The organism is Novosphingobium marinum (assembly GCF_013408095.1).
In the GTDB taxonomy this organism is placed as follows: domain Bacteria; phylum Pseudomonadota; class Alphaproteobacteria; order Sphingomonadales; family Sphingomonadaceae; genus Novosphingobium; species Novosphingobium marinum.
Window position 1 is genome coordinate 286,445 of sequence record NZ_JACBZF010000001.1, and the last position, 16,303, is coordinate 302,747.

Below are 16,303 nucleotides of genomic sequence, written 5' to 3' on the forward strand. Positions count from 1 at the left end.
TACGGCAATCCTTTCCTGTTCGTTTGTATCGAGGGGCGAGGTTCTCAGGCGTTTTCGAGCTTTTCGCCCGGCAGCAACTCTGTATCGATCTGCTCCTGGCTTCGCGCCGGATAGCGAGGTCCGCGGATGGCATCGCCGTCGAAGATCTCGTTCACCGCTTCGACCACCGATGGTTCGATCGTGTCGTGCGCGGCGGCGACATCTTCCTCGAGGTGGTCCAGCGAGCGGGTTCCGGGCAGCGCCACAACATGCTTGGCCTGTGCAAGCACCCATGCGATGGAAAGGCGCGCGGGGGTCAGACCGTGGCTGCGGGCAAGCGCATTGAACCGGTCCACAGCTTTCAGGTTGTGCGTAAGGAGGGGCTCGCAGAACCGGGGCATGATCGTGCGCAGGTCGCCCTTGACGTAATCGTCCGAGCGTATCGCATCGGCTAGAAGTCCGCGCGCGAGCGGCGAGAATGCGGCGAAGCCGATGCCCAGTTCGGCACAGGTATCGAGCACGGCGACTTCGGGATTGCGCACGGTGGGCGAATATTCGCTCTGCACCACGGCCACGGGTGACACGTCATGGGCGCGCCGGATCGTTTCCGCGCCCACTTCGGAAAGCCCGATGTGGCGGATCTTGCCCGCCGCCTTCGCATCTGCGAGCGCGCCCACGCTGTCCTCGATGGGCACGGACATGTCGAGGCGGTGCAGGTACAGCAAGTCGATGCAATCGCGGTTCAGGCGCTTCAGGGAGCCTTCGAGCACCCGCGCTATCGTCTCCGGCCTGCCGTCGAGCTGGCGCTTTCCGTCCTCCGCGAACAGGACGCACTTGCTGGCAAGGACGTATTCGTCAGCCCTGTGGCCCACTGCTTCGGCAACGAGTTCCTCGTTGGTGCCCATCCCGTAAAGGGCAGCCGTGTCGAGCATGTCGACACCGAGGTCGAGCGCGCGATTCAGCAACCGGATCGCATCTTCGCGCTTCGGCTTCTGTCCGTAGGCATGGCTCAGATTCATGCAGCCGAGGATGACCGACGAGACCGAAAACGGTCCGAGCTTGCGGTGCGGCAGCGACATTTCGATCCTCCTCGAGACAGGCGCGCGACATGGTCCCGCTCGCGCTCGCACATAGGCTAGGCGCTTGTATAGTGGTAATACAACATACCATTTCAAGCGGGTCTTTCCGGCTGGTGCCGTGCATCGCCCCGGACGGGTTGACTCGGCCATCCGATGGTATAGTACGCAAATGTACCACTTGCCGCCCGGGCGCTTCCGGGGCGCGCATGAATGGGCGAGGAGGGGACCTAACGGCCGGAAGCGACCATCGTGAAATCGTGATCGGCAAGGCACCGCGACGGCGAAGCTTCGACCGATACACCAAGGAGGCACCTGAGTGCTGATCGAGCTGTCAGAAGATCAACAGGCTATCGCGGAAAACGTCCGGCGTACATGCTCGCAATTCGGCGACGAGTACTGGAGCGATTGCGATACCGAAAAGCGGTTTCCCACCGAATTCCATCGCGCCATGGCAGACAACGGCTGGCTCGGCATCACCATGCCCGAGGAACTCGGCGGCGCGGGACTCGGCGTCACCGAAGCCGCGATCATGATGCACGAAGTTTCGGCCAGTGCCGGGGGCTATTCGGCGGCCAGCGCACTGCACCTGAACCTGTTCGGGCCGCATGCCGTCGTCGTGCACGGAACCGACGAGCAGAAGGAGCGCATGCTCAAGCCGCTGATCGAGGGTAGGGACCGTGCCTGCTTCGGTGTCACCGAGCCCGACGCGGGGCTCGACACGACGAGCATCAAGACATTCGCCACGAAGGTCGATGGCGGATACAGCGTCACGGGACGCAAGATCTGGACCTCCTCGGGACAGGTCGCGAACAAGATTCTGCTGCTGACGCGCACCACTCCCAAGGAGGAGTGCAGGAAGCCGACCGACGGCATGACGCTCTTCTATACCGACCTCGACAAGACGCAGGTCGAGGTGCGGCGCATTCCCAAGATGGGGCGCAACGCGGTCGACTCCAACGCGACTTTCATCGACGATTATTTCGTGCCGGAGGAAGACCGCATCGGTGAAGAGGGGCAGGGCTTCAAATACATCCTTCACAGCCTCAACCCCGAACGCATCCTTGTCGGGATCGAGGCGGTGGGCCTTGGCCGCGGCGCTCTCGAACGTGCGGCAAAGTACGCTGGGGAGCGCAAGGTCTTCGGCAGGCTGATCGGACAGAACCAGGGTATCCAGCATCCGCTTGCGGAGAACTGGACCTACCTCGAATCGGCGTACTGGATGATCATGCGCGCTGCCTACCTTTACGACGCCGGCAAGCCGTGCGGCGCTGAATCGAATGCCGGCAAGTTCCTTGGCGGACGGGCGGCGTTCGATGCCTGCACCCGCGCCGTGATGACGCATGGCGGCATGGGATATTCGACCGAGTACCAGGTCGAGAGGCTCTTCCGGGAATCGATCCTGCTGAGGATCGCGCCGATCACCGAACAGCTCATCCTGAGCCACATCGCCGAGCGCGTGCTCGACCTTCCGAAATCATATTGAGATCCCTGCAATGACCGACTTCGGCATAACATCCTTCGGCGCCTACATCCCCCGCATGCGGCTCGACCGGGCCGCCATCGCCGCTGCGCACAAGTGGATGGCGCCGGGCCTGCGCGGGCTGGCCAAGGGTAGCCGCTCGTTCTGCAACTGGGACGAGGACGCGATCACCATGGCCGTGGAGGCTGGCCGCGATGCCATTCTAGGCCGCGACGTTTCCGGACTGAAAGCGTTCGGTTTCGCCAGCACGCGTCCGCCCTATGCCGATCTCCAGCCGTCCGCGATCGTTTCGGGGCCGCTGGCCTTGCCGCTTCGGCTGCGATCGGTCGACAGCGGGCTGACCCAGCGCGCCGGTACGTCCGGGCTGCTTGCGGCGCTTGCCGCCGGCGAGCCTGCCCTGTTCATCGCCTCGGACAATCCCAGGGCGAAGCCCGCCAGCCAGCAGGAAATGACCTTCGGAGCGGGGGCGGCGGCTTTCGTGCTCGGGCACGAGAACGTCGCGGCGCGGCTCGTCGGATCTGGAAGCAGCATCTCGAACTTCGTCGACCACTTCCGCGATGCGGGAGAGGATTTCGACTATCACTGGGAAGAGCGGTGGATCCGCGACGAGGGATACGCGAAGCTGATCCCGGTCGCGGTGCGCGAGGCTCTCGAGGATGCGGGGCTGTCGATCGGCGATATCGATCACCTGGCGATGGCCTCGATGCTGCGCGGCGGTGCGGCGCAGGTCTCGAAGCTCCTCAAATTCGAAGGCAACCTCGTCGACGAGATCGCCGACGGCTGCGGCTATGCCGGCGCGGCGCAGGCGCCGCTGATGCTGGCGCTGGCGCTGGAAACGGCGAAGCCTGGCGACAAGATCATGGTGGTCAGCTTCGGGCAGGGCGCCGACGTCCTGGTGTTCGAGGTGACCGATGCGATCGAGCAGGCACGGCCGCGGCGCGGCGTGTCGGGTTCGCTCGCGGCGGGGATCGTGACCGACGCCTATCTCCGGATGCTTTCCTTCGCCGACGGGATCGACCTCGAATGGGGCATGCGGTCCGAGAAGCCCGCCAAGACCGCGCTTACCGAACAGTATCGCTCGCGCGGGCAGATGGAGGCGTTCATGGCGGGCAAGTGCGGCAGTTGCGGCACGATCCAGTTCCCGCAGCTGCAGTACTGCGCGCGCTGCCACGCGCCGTCGGACCAGTTCAGCGACGTTTCCTTGCGCGAGGAACCTGCCAAGGTCATGACGCAGACCGCCGACTGGCTGAGCTACTATCCGTCGCCACCGCTCTATGTCGGGTTCGTCCAGTTCGAAAACGGCGCGCGCCTGCAAATGGAGGTGGTAGACGTGGGGCCCGAAGGACTCGACATCGGGACGCCGCTCGAAATGGTGTACCGGGTGAAGGAACGCGATCGGCAGCGCGGCTACAACCGCTATTTCTGGAAAGCGGTGCCCGCCACGGGCGCCGGAAAGGCTTGAGTCATGGCAACGGGTATCAAGGACAAGGTCGCGATCCTGGGGGCCGGCTGTTCGAAGTTCGGTGAACGCTGGGACGTCGGCTCGCCGGAGATCATGGCAGAAGCGTTCGAGGAAGCGCTGGCCGATGCCGGTATCGAGCGCAAGGACATCGAGGCGGCCTGGTTCGGCTGCTGGGGCGACGGCATCAACGTCGGCAATTCATCGATCCCGGCAGCGGTCGCGCTTCGGCTCGACGGCATCCCCGTCACCCGGATCGAGAACATGTGCGGCACCGGGACCGAGGCGCTGCGCGGCGCAGCCTATGCCGTGGCTTCGGGCGCGGTCGACATCGCGCTCGCCATCGGCTCCGAGAAACTCAAGGACACCGGCTTCGGCGGACTGCCGCCGCCGTTCAAGGGCACCTTCAACGACCTGTGGATGCCGATGGGATCGGCCCCGGCAGGTTTCGCGCAGCTGGCCGACGGCTATCGCACGCGCTTCCAGATCTCGAAGGAAGACCTCAAGCGCGCGATCTCGCACGTCAGCTGGAAGAGCCACCAGAACGGGCAGTACAGTCCAAAGGCGCACTTCCAGAAGCCGGTGCCGATGGACAAGATCATGAACGCGCCGATGATCGCGGACCCGCTTGGGCTGTTCGATTGCTCGGGCGTTTCGGACGGTGCGGCCTGCGCCATCGTGACCACCCCGGAGATCGCGAAGGCGCTGGGCAAGAAGAACATCGTCACGATCAAGTCGCTCCAGATTTCGACGAGCTCCGGCCGCGAAACGCAGCTTTCCGACTGGGACGGGGCGTCGGTCCCGAACACGCGGACCGCGATCAAGGCTGCCTACGAAGAGGCGGGGATCACCAGGCCGCAGGAACAGGTCAGCCTGACCGAGGTGCACGACTGCTTCTCGATCACCGAACTGGTGACCATGGAAGACCTCGGCCTTTCGGAAGACGGCCACGCCGTGACGGACGTGCTCGACGGCAAGTTCGATCGCGACGGCAAAATACCGTGCCAGATCGATGGCGGCCTCAAGTGCTTCGGCCATCCGATCGGGGCGTCTGGCCTTCGCATGGCCTATGAAATCTATACGCAGCTGCAGGGCAGGGCCGGGGAGCGTCAGCTTCCCAATCCTTCGCTCGGCGTCACGCACAACCTCGGCGGCGTGCCCTACCAGGGCATCGCGGCCGTCTCCATTCTGGGGCTGATCTGATGGCGGGTGTCTGGTTCGACGAGTTAGAGGTGGGACAGGTGTTCCATCATGCGATACGGCGCACGGTGACGGAGACGGACAACGTCATGTTCACCTGCATGACCCACAATCCGGCCCGCCTGCACCTCGACGAGAAGTACATGCAGGAAGAAACCGAGTACGGTCAGCGACTGGTCAACAGCGGCTTCACGCTGTCGCTCATGGTCGGCATCTCTGTGAACGAAACGACGCTGGGCACAGCTGTCGCCAATCTCGGCTGGGACGAGGTTCGCTTTCCCAAGCCGTTGTTCCATGGCGACACGATCCGGGTCGAGACCGAAGTCCTCGAACTGCGCGAATCGAAGTCGCGGCCCAACCAGGGCATCGTCACCTTCCAGCACCGGGCCTTCAACCAGCACGAGGAGCTCGTCGCGACGTGCAAGCGCTCCGGCCTGCAGCTCAAGAAGCCGAAAGACTGAAGCCGTGACAGCAGCCCCGATCCGGTCGTTCCTGTTTATCCCTGCGGACAGCGAGAAGAAGCTCGGCAAGGCCGATGCGTCGGAGGCCGACGCGTTGATCTTCGACCTGGAGGATGCGGTGAGCCCGGCGAACAAGCCGATGGCGCGCGAGATGCTCTCGGCCTTCCTTGGCGAAAGACCGCGCGGAAAACGCAGTTCTCAGCTCTGGGTCCGGGTCAATCCGCTCGACACCGGGATGACGCTCGAGGACATGGCGGCGGTGATCCGGCACGGGCCGGACGGGATCATGCTGCCCAAGTGCAACGGGCCGCAGGACGTCCTCCAGGCATCCCACTATCTCGACGCGTTCGAGCAGGCGGGCGGCGTGAAGGCAGGCTCGATAAAGATTTTGCCCGTCGCGACCGAGACGGCCATTTCGCCGTTCGCGCTTGGCGAATACGCGAAAGCCGGTCTGGCAAGGCTTGGCGGACTGACCTGGGGTGCGGAGGACCTTTCCGCGGCAATCGGTGCCAGCACCAATCTCGATCCCAGCGGCGGTTGGGCACTGACCTACCGCATGGTCCGCGCGCAGTGCCTGCTGGCCGCGCATGCGGCGGGCGTGCAGGCGATTGACACGCTCTATGTCGACTATCGCGACGACGAGGGACTTCGCGCGTCCTGCCGCGCGGCCCGGGCCGAGGGCTTCACCGGTCGCATTGCAATCCACCCGGCTCAGGTCGTCCCGATCAACGAGAGCTTCACGCCCAGCGAGGAGGAGATCGAGCACGCGCGGCGCGTGGTGGAGGCATTCGCGGCCGAACCGGGCGCGGGCACCGTCGGCCTTGACGGCAAGATGATCGATATCCCGCACCTCAAGCAGGCGCAGGGCGTCCTTGCGCAGGCAGAGCGTTACAAGGCTGACGTTGCATGAAGCGCACCCTGTTTTCGAGCGAGCACGAAATCTTCCGGGATTCGGTTCGCAACTTCGTCGACACCGAGCTGGTGCCCCACCACGCACAGTGGGAACAGGACAAGGTCGTCCCGCGCGAAGTCTGGGAAAAGGCAGGGCAAGCGGGCCTGCTCTGCCCGGACGTTCCCGAGGAGTACGGCGGTTTCGGCGCCGACTGGCTCTACAATGTCGTCGTGATCGAGGAGCTTGCGAAGAAGGGCATGAGCGGCCCCGGCTTCATGGTCCATTCCGAGATGGTCGCGCCCTACATCCTCGCCTGGGGTTCCGAGGACCTGAAGCAGAAGTGGCTGCCGCAGATGGTCGCGGGCAAGGCGATCGGCGCGGTCGCCATGACCGAGCCCGGCGCGGGAAGCGACCTCAAGGAACTGCGCACCAGGGCCATTCGCGACGGCGACGACTATGTCGTGAACGGGCAGAAGACCTACATTTCCAACGGCCAGACCTGCGACTTCATCCTGCTGGCCTGCAAAACCGATCCGACAGCCGGTGCCCGCGGCGTTTCCATCGTGCTGACCGAATCGAACCGCAAGGGTTTCGAGCGCGGGCGCAATCTCGAGAAGATCGGCCTCAAGGCGCAGGACACCTCGGAGCTTTTCTTCTCCGACCTTCGCGTGCCCGTGGCCAACCGGCTGGGCGACGAGGGCGCCGGCTTCCGCATGCTGATGACCAAGCTTGCGCAGGAGCGGCTGGTGCAGGCGGTACGCAGCATCTGCGTGGCCGAAGCGGCCATCGAATGGACGGTGAAGTACACCTCCGAGCGCAAGGCTTTCGGACAGACCATCGCCGATTTCCAGAACACGCAGTTCGTGCTGGCGCAGCTTGCAGCCGAGACTACCGCGATGCGCGTCTTCACCGACGACTGCATGGCGAAGCACCTGAAGGGCGAGCTCGACGGCGTGACGGCGGCGAAGGTAAAGCTTTGCGTTACCGACCTGCACAACAAGGTCGTCAACGAGTGCCTGCAGTTCTTCGGCGGATACGGCTACATGCACGAATATCCCATCGCGCGCGCCTTCATCGATGCGCGGATCACGCGGATCGCGGGCGGTGCGGCCGAAGTCATGAAGCAGATCATCAGCCGCGACTTGTTCGCCAACACATAAAGAATTTCCAGTCGAGAGGTCCCCGATGTCCAACTATCCGAAGCCAGATAACGAAACGCTGCTCGAAATCTATCGGACGGCGAACCTGATCAAGCAGAACGACGAACGCATCATCAAGCTGATGATGGCGGGCAAGCTCGTCATGCCGTATTATTCGCCGCGCGGGCAGGAGATCATACCCTCGGCGGTTTCGGCCAGCCTCGAGGACGACGACTACATCTGCACGATCTATCGCGGCCTGCACGACATGCTCGCCAAGGGTTTCCCGCTCGACGAGATGTGGGCCGAACTCGCCGGGCGCGAGACCGGGACCTGCAAGGGTAAGGGCGGCCCGATGCACCTGACCTGTCCCGAACGCGGCATGATGGTGACCACCGGGATCGTGGGTTCCTCGATGCCGATCGCGACAGGCCTCGGCTGGGCGGCCAAGCTAGACGGCAAGAACCGCGTGTCGGTCGCCAACTTCGGCGACGGTGCGGCCAACATCGGCGCGTTCCACGAATCGCTGAACATGGCGGCACTCTACGAACTGCCGGTGATCTTCATCTGCCAGAACAACCGCTATGCCGAGCACACCTCGTTCGACGATTCCTCGAAGGTCGAGACGATCTCGATCCGTGCCGAGGGATACGGCATGCCGGGCGTCACCGTGAACGGCAACGATCCGGACGAGATGTACGGCGCCGCCAAGGTCGCTATTGACCGCGCCCGGGCCGGCGAGGGTCCGACACTGATCGAGGCGACTACCTTCCGTTTCAACGGCCACCTCCTTGGCGAGTCGGGCGCCTACATGGACAAGGACCTTTACGCCCAGGCGCAGGCCGACGATCCGATGCCGATCCTCCGCAAGCGCCTCGTCGACGAAGGCATCGCGAGCGAGGACGAGATCGCCGCGATCGAGGCCGACATCACCGCGCGGATCGATGCCGCCCAGAAGGCCGCGTTCGATGCTCCGTTCCCGGACGTCATCGAACTGAAGCGCGACGTCTATGCAGAAGAAATCGACTGAGGGTGCCGGACAATGACTGATACGAACAAAATGGACATGATCGGCGCCATCAACGCCGCGTTGCACGACGCCATGACCGAGGACGAAACCGTACTCGTGCTGGGCGAGGAAGTGGGAGACAAGCAGGAAGGCGGCGTCATGGGTGTCACCAAGGGTCTGTCCACCAAGTTCGGGACGGACCGCGTGAAGTCCACCCCGATTTCCGAGCAGGCAATCATCGGTGCCGCCATCGGTGCGGCAGTGGGCGGCTACAAGCCGGTTGCCGAGATCATGCTGATGAACTTCATCGCGGTGCCGATGGACATGATCTTCAACCACGCGGCGAAGCTGCGCTTCATGTCGGGCGGGCAGACCAACGTTCCCATCGTCATCCGCACAATGACCGGCTCGGGCTTTTCGACCGGGGGTCAGCACTCGGACTATCTCGAGGCCTGGTTCGCGCATACGCCGGGCATGAAGGTCGTCGCGCCGTCGAACCCTGACGACGCCTATGGCCTGATGCGATCGGCGATCGACGATCCCGACCCGGTGCTGTTCATCGAGCACCTGCCTTCGTACTGGACGCCGGGCGAAGTGACCAAGCAGCGCATCCCGATCGGCAAAGCACGCGTCGCGCGCGAGGGTACCGACATCACGCTTGTCGGCCATTCGCTCACCGTCGGACAGGGGCTGGCGGCTGCGGAGGAACTGGCGAAGGACGGCATCTCGATGGAAGTCATCGACCTGCGCAGCATCGCGCCCTGGGACAAGGAAGCCGTGCTCTCCTCGGCCCGCAAGACCGGCCGGGTGATCGTCGCGCACGAAGCGGTGAAGGAACACGGCATCGGCGCGGAAATCGCATCGGTGGTCAACGAGAACCTCTGGGGCGAACTCAAGGGGCCGGCGCGCCGCATCGGCTCGGCCTTCTGCCCGGTGCCGTTCTCCAAGCCGCTGGAAGAGGCCTTCGCCCCCAATGCCGCGAAGATCGGCGCGATGGCGAAGGACATGATGGGCTGACCTTGCCTTGCGACCGCCGGAAACCGGCGGCGCGGGTCCGGATCGGGAGAGTAAGATGGACTACGACTACGATGTGATCGTCGTCGGCGGTGGCGGGGCAGGGATGACCGCCGCGCTGGTCGCGCACGAAGCCGGCGCGAGCGTCATGATCCTCGAGGCCGACGGCAAGCTCGGCGGCGCGACCTGGCTGAGCGGCGGCGTGATCTACGCGGCCGGCACCTCGGTCCAGAAGAAGCTGGGGATCGAGGATACGCCCCAGGCGATGTACGACTACATCATGACGCTCAACGCCTGGCAGACGCGTCCGGACATTATCCGCACCTTCTCCGAACGAAGCGCGGAGGCGGTCGAGTGGATGGTCAGCCTCGGCGCCGAGTACGAATGGGTAGTGAAGTCGGGCGTCGATACCGTCCCGCGCGGTCATTGCACCAAGGGCGCCGGTTTCACCATCGGCGAACTGCTCAAGAACGAAGTCGGCGCGATGGGTATCGAGACCGCACTCAACACCCGGGTCGAGCGGCTGCTTTTCGAGAATGGCCGGGTCTGCGGCGTCCATGCCGACGGTGTCGATCTGCACGCCAAGGCCGTCGTGCTGACGACCGGCGGCCTTGGCAACAGCCCGACGATGCGCGCGAAGTACTTCCCGTCCGCCGCGCAGCATGGCGACATCGTCTACGCGGTCCATGACGACGCGCCCTTCATCCTCGGAGACGGGATCAAGCTGGGCGAGCAGGTCGGTGCCGAGATCACCGGCATCGACACCGGCCTCGTGCTGCCGTCGGCGGCGCTCGTGCCGAATTCGGTCGAGGCGTTCCTGCCGCCGTGGATGATGCTCGTGAACGTCGACGGGCATCGCTTCATGCCGGAAAACGCGCCCTACGCGGTTTCGGGCTACCTCATCAACGAGCAGCCGGGCGCGCGCGCCTACGGGATCTTCGACGAGAAAACGCTTGTCGAGGGGAGCGCCGACAAGCGGTTCTCCGATCCCTACCACACAGGCGAAGTGTCGCAGACATGGGACGAGGACCTCATTCGCAAGCACGTCGGGACAGGGCGCATCAAGACTGCCGATACGCTCGAGGAAATCGCCGACATGTGCGGCATCAATCGCCTTGCCCTGCGCGCGACGGCTGAGCGCTACAACGCGGACGCGCGCAACGACGTCGATACCGAGTGGGAAAAGAACGCGCCCAGGCACTTCCCGATCGACGAGGCCCCGTACTTCGCCGTCGAGGTCCGCGCCTCGGTCATCGGGCAGACCAGCGCAGGCGTCGACATCGATGCGACCACCCGCGTCCGCGACCGCAATGGCGCGACGATACCTGGCCTGTTCGCTGCGGGCGAGACGGTCGGCTGTATCCAGGGCAAGCGCTATTCGGGTGGCGGCATGGGCGTGGGCAATGCGCTCACCTTCGGGCGCATCGCCGGCGAGGAAGTGGCGAAGGAGGTCCTTGCGAACGATCCGCTGCCCGGCCTCGAGACCGCCTGATCCGTCCCTGCCTTCGGGCCGGGCGGCCATATACTTTCAAGGAACCACGCCATGCTGACCATCTACGACGAATTTCCGGTCCACCAGACCCCCTATCCTGTCAGCTACATTCCCTCGACCGACTATGCCTGGGACGAAGGGTACTGGTTCGCGGCGTTCAACGCAGACGAGAAGGTATTTCTCGGGACCTATCTGCGGATCAACCCCAATACCGACATGATCGGCGGCTGCGTGCTGCTGAACGTGGCCGGACACCAGACGACCTTGCGTTTCAACCGGTGCTGGCGACGCAATGTCGCGCTCGAGGTCGGCCCGTTCAGGGTCACGATCGTCGAACCGCTGCGTCGCATCCGCCTCGAACTGGCGGACAACGACAGCGGGATCGGCTTCGACCTGATGTGGGAAGGAACTTCGCCGGCCTTTCTCGAGGACCATCACATCGCGACCAATCGCGGTCGCCGCACGACCGACCAGAGCCGCTACTCGCAGCCGGGCAAGTGCTCTGGCTGGATCAAGTCGCGCGACCGGCGCTGGGAGGTCGAGCCGGAAAGCTGGTCTGGCGCACGCGATCACAGCTGGGGACTTTATACCTCGCGCCCGCCGCTTTCCCCGCTACCGACGCTGCTGCCGCCGCCCGAAGGTGACGGGCCGAAGCGCGCGATGCGCTTCTGGACCTGCTTCCGTACCGAAGAATACAGCGGCTTCTACCACGTGCACGAAACCGCCGAGGGCGTTCAGTGCAAGATGAACGACGTGTTCGGCACGCCTTTCGGCGGGCGCATCTTCAAGGGCTGGAACGAGGAGACGGTCGAGCTCGTCTCCGGTCGGCACGAGATGAAGTTCAGGGAGGGCTCACCCGTCCTCGAACAGGCGATCTTCCACCTGAAGGACAGCGAGGGACGCGACTGGAAGCAGGTCTTCGACATCGAGACCCCTCCCTGGGTCGTGCAGCCGATGGGTGCCTTCCCCGGAAGCTGGAAGGACGGCGGGACCTTCTTCACCTATCACGGCTCCGAGGAACTCGCGATCGAATGGGAGGAGGCCGACTACTCGGTCCAGCCCTTCGAATACACCCCGCATGCCGTCAGCGGCGCGGCGGCGTCGGAAGGGTTCAATACCGGCACTTCCAAGGGCAACCTGGTGCACGGACCCGAATACCTGGCGCGCGTGACCACCCATGCGCCCGACGGGACGGTGACGCGCGGCTCCTCTCAGGTCGAGCTGTTCATCAACGGGCGGTACGACCCCTACGGCTTCGAATGAGGCTCGGCCTCGAAGGCAAGGTCGCCCTCGTCTCGGGGGGAAGCGCGGGGATGGGGCGCGCGATCGCGCTCGAGCTTGCCGCCGAGGGCGCGAAGGTGATGATCGCCGCGCGGCGCGAAGGCCCGCTGCGAGACGTCGCCGCGGAAATCGGGAAGGCCGGCGGTGCCGCGGCCTGGGTGAGTGCCGACATGGCAAAGGAGGACGATGTTCGCCGCGCCGTGGCCGAAACCCGCAAGGCTTTCGGCGATCCCGACGTCGTTATCTTCAACGTCCGTTCGATCCTGCGCTACGGCTTCGAGGAAGCCGCTCCCGACGATTTCCGGCAAAGCAACGAGCAGGTCGTCCTCTCTATGGCCTTCCTTGCTAGAGAGACGTATCCGGCGATGAAGGCCAAGGGGTTCGGACGGTTCGTCAACATCGGTTCGGTATGCGCCAAGGAGCCGCACCGGTTCTTCAGCATCGTGCTGTCGAACACGTACCGCACCGCAGCGGTTGCGCTTGCTCGGTCGCTTTCGAACGAGCTCGCCCCCTTCGGCATCACGGTCAACACCATCGCGCCGGGCAGCATCGACACCGGCCTCAACGAGGAGGCGCAGTCGGGCGGCGGAAGCGAACGCTCCCGGCGCGAGGATCCGCCTGTCATCCAGATGGGACGCAACGGCCGTCCCGACGAGGTATCCGGCCTTGCCGCCTTCCTCTGCTCGGAGCGGGCAAGCTACATCACCGGCCAGACGATCGCCGTCGACGGCGGCTGGACGCGCGGCCTTTTCTGAAGCGGACGGCACGGCGAGGATCGCATGACCCACGATGAAATGCTTGCGCGAGAGGCGATCCGGTACACACTGGAGCTCTACAACCGCAACGCCGACACCGCCGACTACGAGCGGCACCACGATGTCTTTCATCCCGACGGCGTGTTCGAAGTGCAGGGCCTCGGCGAAGTGCGCGGACCCGACGCGATCATCGCCATGCTCAAGCCCGGCGCGCTGAAGCGGAAAGCTTTCGACGAAGGCAATTTCCAGCGCCACAATCTCACGACGACGATGATCGAATTTACCGGACCCGACACGGCAATTGTTTTGACCTACATCATAGTGGTGACCGAACTGGGGTTCGATCACACGGGCAGGTACGACGACGACTTCGTGAAGTCGGGCGACCGCTGGCTGATCATGCGGCGCCGCGCCACGATGGAATGGTCGCGTCCGGATTCGCGGTTCGCGAGCTGGCTCGGCAAGGGCACGCCTGTCAAGGAAGGGAAGGGTGCATGACCATCGAACAATTCAGGATCGCGATTCCCGACCAGCGTCTCGACGACATGCGAGCGCGGCTGAAATCGGCATCGTGGCCAGGCGACTTCGGCAACGAGCAATGGCGCTACGGCGTCGAGCAGGGCTGGCTGCAGGACATGGTCCGGTACTGGACCGAAGACTACGACTGGCGCGCGCAGGAAGCCGAAATCAACCGCTTCCCCCACTTCCGCACCACGATCGACGGAGTGCCGATCCACTTCATCCACCTGAAGAGCGGCAAGCCCGACGCTATCCCGCTGATCCTGACGCATGGCTGGCCCTGGACGTTCTGGGACTGGAACGCGCTGATCGAACCGCTCGTGGCGGGCGGGGACGGTGTGCCGTCCTTCGACATCGTGGTGCCGTCGTTGCCCGGAGTCGCCTTTTCGGCTCCCCTGCAAACGGCGGGCATCGGCCTGCGGCGGATCGCGGCGATGTGGGTCGAACTGATGGAGCGGCTCGGATACGAAACGTTCGCTGCGGCGGGAGGAGACTGGGGTGGCGGCGTGACCGCCGAACTGGGCCATGCGCATGCCGACCGGCTGATCGCGATCTACATGTCGCTGGTCCTCCTGCCGGGCCTCGACCCGTCGTCGATCTCGCCCGAGGACTTCGCGCCCGACGAGGCCTGGATGCTCGAGCGGACGATGGACCGCCTGCCGACCATCGTCAGCCACGTTTCGGTACAGAGCAGCGACCCGCAGACGCTTGCTTACGCGCTGGCGGATTCGCCTGTCGGTACCGCGGCATGGCTCTGGGAGCGGCGACGCAACTGGAGCGATTGCAACGACGACGTGCTGGCGGCCTACGATCGCGACTTCCTGTGCACAACGGCCTCGATCTACTGGCTGACCAACACGATCGGTTCGTCGCTGCGCATCTACAAGGAGATGTTCACCGGGATGGGATTCGCGATGGACTGGCCGCTTGCCCACGATGGCTCGCCGCCCATTCCCGTGCCCACCGGCGTCGGCGTTGCGCGCAAGGACGTGGCGTTCGTGCCTCGAGCGATAGTCGAGAGGCACACCAACCTGCAGCGCTGGCAGGTCATCGACGAAGGCGGGCATTTCCTGCCGGCGGAAAGGCCGCAAACCCTCGTCGATGAATACCGCACGTTCTTTGCCGGGGCGAGATGATCTGCGCGGGCGGGCGGGGCGAGCCACAATCGCCCTTTCGCAGCCTCGCGACAGACTGTATGCTATAGTACGATATGGGATTTCGCGCGGTCGTGAAGACCGCCAAGCCATGAGGATGATGTGATGCACGACGCTTTCTACGAAGCCGAAACCCTGAGCGATCCGTTCGAGTATTTCGCCAAGGCGCGCGAGGAAGAGCCCGTGCGCCGCACCGTCGATCCGGTGGGACGCGAAATCTACATCGTCACCAGCGCGAGCGCGGTTTCCGATGTCGCCAGGCGCATGGACGACTTTTCCAGCCAGTTCAGCCACCTGCTGATGGCCGGGAACGCGCACCCCGAGGTCGAGGAAATCCTCAAGCAGGAAGAACTCGGGACAGGGCTGCTGCTGAGCACCGACGATCCCGACCACAAGCGCTTCCGTGCCCAGGTCAACGCCGCCTTCGCCACCGGCCGCGTCGCCAACATGGCGCCCGACATCGAAGTTCTGGTCGACGAGCTGATCGACGGCTTCATCGAGAAGGGGCATTGCAACTTCACCGACGAGTTCGCGGTCCTGCTGCCCACCTACATCATCGCCGACATCCTCGGCCTCCCGCGCGAGGACTACGGGCGCGTCAAGGAATGGTCAGATGCGATCATCGGGCTTGTCGGTCGCATGGGCACGAAGGAAAGCGAGATCGCCGCGGCCGAGCTGATCGTGAAGACCCGCCGCTACATCAAGGACATGGTCGCCGCGCGGCGCAGGGAACCGCGCGACGATCTCGTCTCAAACCTCATCCACGTCGATGTCGAAGGTGTGACCCCACTGACCGATCTGGAAGTGGGCGCGCTCGCGTTCGAGACGTCTGTTGCCGGCAACGAAACCACGCGCAACACGCTGATGAGCGGGATGGTGCAGCTCATCCGCCATCCCGACCAGATGCAGGCGCTGATCGACGACCCTTCGCTGACGGGCAACGCGGTCGAGGAAATGCTGCGGTACGAGACGCCGGCGAGTTCGATGTGGCGGATCGCGCGGCACGACACCACGCTTGAAGGCGTGGACCTGCCGGCAGGCGCGGTACTGCTGCTGCGCTACGATGCTGCCAGCCGCGATCCCGCGATCTTCCAGAACCCGGAGGAGTTCAATATCTTCCGCAAGAACGCGAACCGGCACTTCGCGTTCGGCGCACCGAGCCCGCACCGGTGCCTTGGGCAGATGCTGGCCCGCAAGGAGCTCAACATCGCGCTGCCGAAGATTCTCTCCCGGATGAAGAACATCCGCATCGCGGAAGGCAGCCAGACCGACTACATGCCGGCGCTGCTGTTCCACGTGATCGGCCATCTCAACCTCGAATTCGATCCGGGCCCGAAAGTCGGGGCCAGGCTGGAAGGGCTCGTCAAGGCCCGCAAGTGAGCACGAAGAT

Annotated in this window: 15 protein-coding genes; 14 read left to right on the forward strand and 1 reads right to left on the reverse strand. The window is 64.4% G+C overall.

Annotated elements, in window-relative coordinates; translation table 11 throughout:
* Positions 1-44 precede the first annotated feature (44 nt).
* On the reverse strand, positions 45-1,058 hold the full coding sequence (locus FHS75_RS01385; RefSeq protein WP_179405931.1) for an aldo/keto reductase: 1,014 nt from the start codon (positions 1,056-1,058) through the stop codon (positions 45-47).
* A gap of 316 nt (positions 1,059-1,374) precedes the next feature.
* Here FHS75_RS01385 and FHS75_RS01390 point away from each other — a divergent pair, with 316 nt between their 5' ends.
* The 14 genes from FHS75_RS01390 to FHS75_RS01455 all read left to right on the forward strand — a co-directional run bounded on the left by FHS75_RS01390 (position 1,375) and on the right by FHS75_RS01455 (position 16,293).
* Positions 1,375-2,541 (forward strand): acyl-CoA dehydrogenase family protein, encoded by a 1,167-nt coding sequence (locus tag FHS75_RS01390; RefSeq protein ID WP_179405932.1) that lies wholly within the window; start codon positions 1,375-1,377, stop codon positions 2,539-2,541.
* Positions 2,542-2,551: 10 nt separating this feature from the next.
* The gene (locus FHS75_RS01395) at positions 2,552-4,000 is read left to right on the forward strand and encodes a 3-oxoacyl-[acyl-carrier-protein] synthase III C-terminal domain-containing protein (protein WP_179405933.1); all 1,449 of its coding nucleotides are present in this window, start codon (positions 2,552-2,554) and stop codon (positions 3,998-4,000) included.
* A 3-nt stretch (positions 4,001-4,003) separates the two neighbouring features.
* Entirely contained in the window at positions 4,004-5,200 is a 1,197-nt protein-coding gene (locus FHS75_RS01400) for an acetyl-CoA acetyltransferase (protein WP_179405934.1), read from the forward strand.
* Entirely contained in the window at positions 5,200-5,658 is a 459-nt protein-coding gene (locus FHS75_RS01405) for a MaoC family dehydratase (protein WP_179405935.1), read from the forward strand. The genes FHS75_RS01400 and FHS75_RS01405 overlap by 1 nt, the downstream gene beginning before the upstream one ends.
* Before the next feature lie 4 nt (positions 5,659-5,662).
* The gene (locus FHS75_RS01410) at positions 5,663-6,568 is read left to right on the forward strand and encodes an HpcH/HpaI aldolase/citrate lyase family protein (protein ID WP_179405936.1); all 906 of its coding nucleotides are present in this window, start codon (positions 5,663-5,665) and stop codon (positions 6,566-6,568) included.
* A complete protein-coding gene (locus FHS75_RS01415) occupies positions 6,565-7,710 on the forward strand; it encodes an acyl-CoA dehydrogenase family protein (RefSeq protein ID WP_179405937.1) in 1,146 nt (381 codons plus the stop codon). The genes FHS75_RS01410 and FHS75_RS01415 overlap by 4 nt, the downstream gene beginning before the upstream one ends.
* Before the next feature lie 25 nt (positions 7,711-7,735).
* Positions 7,736-8,719 (forward strand): thiamine pyrophosphate-dependent dehydrogenase E1 component subunit alpha, encoded by a 984-nt coding sequence (locus FHS75_RS01420; RefSeq protein WP_179405938.1) that lies wholly within the window; start codon positions 7,736-7,738, stop codon positions 8,717-8,719.
* A 12-nt stretch (positions 8,720-8,731) separates the two neighbouring features.
* Positions 8,732-9,715, forward strand: coding sequence for an alpha-ketoacid dehydrogenase subunit beta (locus FHS75_RS01425; RefSeq protein WP_179405939.1), 984 nt, complete (start codon positions 8,732-8,734; stop codon positions 9,713-9,715).
* A gap of 55 nt (positions 9,716-9,770) precedes the next feature.
* A complete protein-coding gene (locus FHS75_RS01430; RefSeq protein WP_179405940.1) occupies positions 9,771-11,204 on the forward strand; it encodes an FAD-dependent oxidoreductase in 1,434 nt (477 codons plus the stop codon).
* 51 nt (positions 11,205-11,255) lie between these two features.
* Positions 11,256-12,467, forward strand: a complete 1,212-nt coding sequence (locus FHS75_RS01435) for an Rv3169 family protein (RefSeq protein WP_179405941.1) — start codon at positions 11,256-11,258, stop codon at positions 12,465-12,467.
* Entirely contained in the window at positions 12,464-13,240 is a 777-nt protein-coding gene (locus FHS75_RS01440; RefSeq protein ID WP_179405942.1) for an SDR family NAD(P)-dependent oxidoreductase, read from the forward strand. Before FHS75_RS01435 ends, FHS75_RS01440 begins: the two co-directional genes overlap by 4 nt.
* A gap of 24 nt (positions 13,241-13,264) precedes the next feature.
* The gene (locus tag FHS75_RS01445) at positions 13,265-13,738 is read left to right on the forward strand and encodes a nuclear transport factor 2 family protein (RefSeq protein WP_179405943.1); all 474 of its coding nucleotides are present in this window, start codon (positions 13,265-13,267) and stop codon (positions 13,736-13,738) included.
* Entirely contained in the window at positions 13,735-14,895 is a 1,161-nt protein-coding gene (locus FHS75_RS01450) for an epoxide hydrolase family protein (RefSeq protein ID WP_179405944.1), read from the forward strand. Before FHS75_RS01445 ends, FHS75_RS01450 begins: the two co-directional genes overlap by 4 nt.
* 123 nt (positions 14,896-15,018) lie before the next feature.
* Positions 15,019-16,293, forward strand: a complete 1,275-nt coding sequence (locus FHS75_RS01455) for a cytochrome P450 (protein ID WP_179405945.1) — start codon at positions 15,019-15,021, stop codon at positions 16,291-16,293.
* The last annotated feature ends 10 nt before the right edge of the window (positions 16,294-16,303 follow it).

Coding starts and splice junctions, on each gene's coding strand:
- FHS75_RS01385 (WP_179405931.1), bottom strand. CDS start 1,058: ATGTCGCTGCCGCACCGCAAGCTCGGACCGTTTTCGGTCTCGTCGGTC.
- FHS75_RS01395 (WP_179405933.1), top strand. CDS start 2,552: ATGACCGACTTCGGCATAACATCCTTCGGCGCCTACATCCCCCGCATG.
- FHS75_RS01400 (WP_179405934.1), top strand. CDS start 4,004: ATGGCAACGGGTATCAAGGACAAGGTCGCGATCCTGGGGGCCGGCTGT.
- FHS75_RS01405 (WP_179405935.1), top strand. CDS start 5,200: ATGGCGGGTGTCTGGTTCGACGAGTTAGAGGTGGGACAGGTGTTCCAT.
- FHS75_RS01415 (WP_179405937.1), top strand. CDS start 6,565: ATGAAGCGCACCCTGTTTTCGAGCGAGCACGAAATCTTCCGGGATTCG.
- FHS75_RS01420 (WP_179405938.1), top strand. CDS start 7,736: ATGTCCAACTATCCGAAGCCAGATAACGAAACGCTGCTCGAAATCTAT.
- FHS75_RS01425 (WP_179405939.1), top strand. CDS start 8,732: ATGACTGATACGAACAAAATGGACATGATCGGCGCCATCAACGCCGCG.
- FHS75_RS01430 (WP_179405940.1), top strand. CDS start 9,771: ATGGACTACGACTACGATGTGATCGTCGTCGGCGGTGGCGGGGCAGGG.
- FHS75_RS01435 (WP_179405941.1), top strand. CDS start 11,256: ATGCTGACCATCTACGACGAATTTCCGGTCCACCAGACCCCCTATCCT.
- FHS75_RS01440 (WP_179405942.1), top strand. CDS start 12,464: ATGAGGCTCGGCCTCGAAGGCAAGGTCGCCCTCGTCTCGGGGGGAAGC.
- FHS75_RS01445 (WP_179405943.1), top strand. CDS start 13,265: ATGACCCACGATGAAATGCTTGCGCGAGAGGCGATCCGGTACACACTG.
- FHS75_RS01450 (WP_179405944.1), top strand. CDS start 13,735: ATGACCATCGAACAATTCAGGATCGCGATTCCCGACCAGCGTCTCGAC.
- FHS75_RS01455 (WP_179405945.1), top strand. CDS start 15,019: ATGCACGACGCTTTCTACGAAGCCGAAACCCTGAGCGATCCGTTCGAG.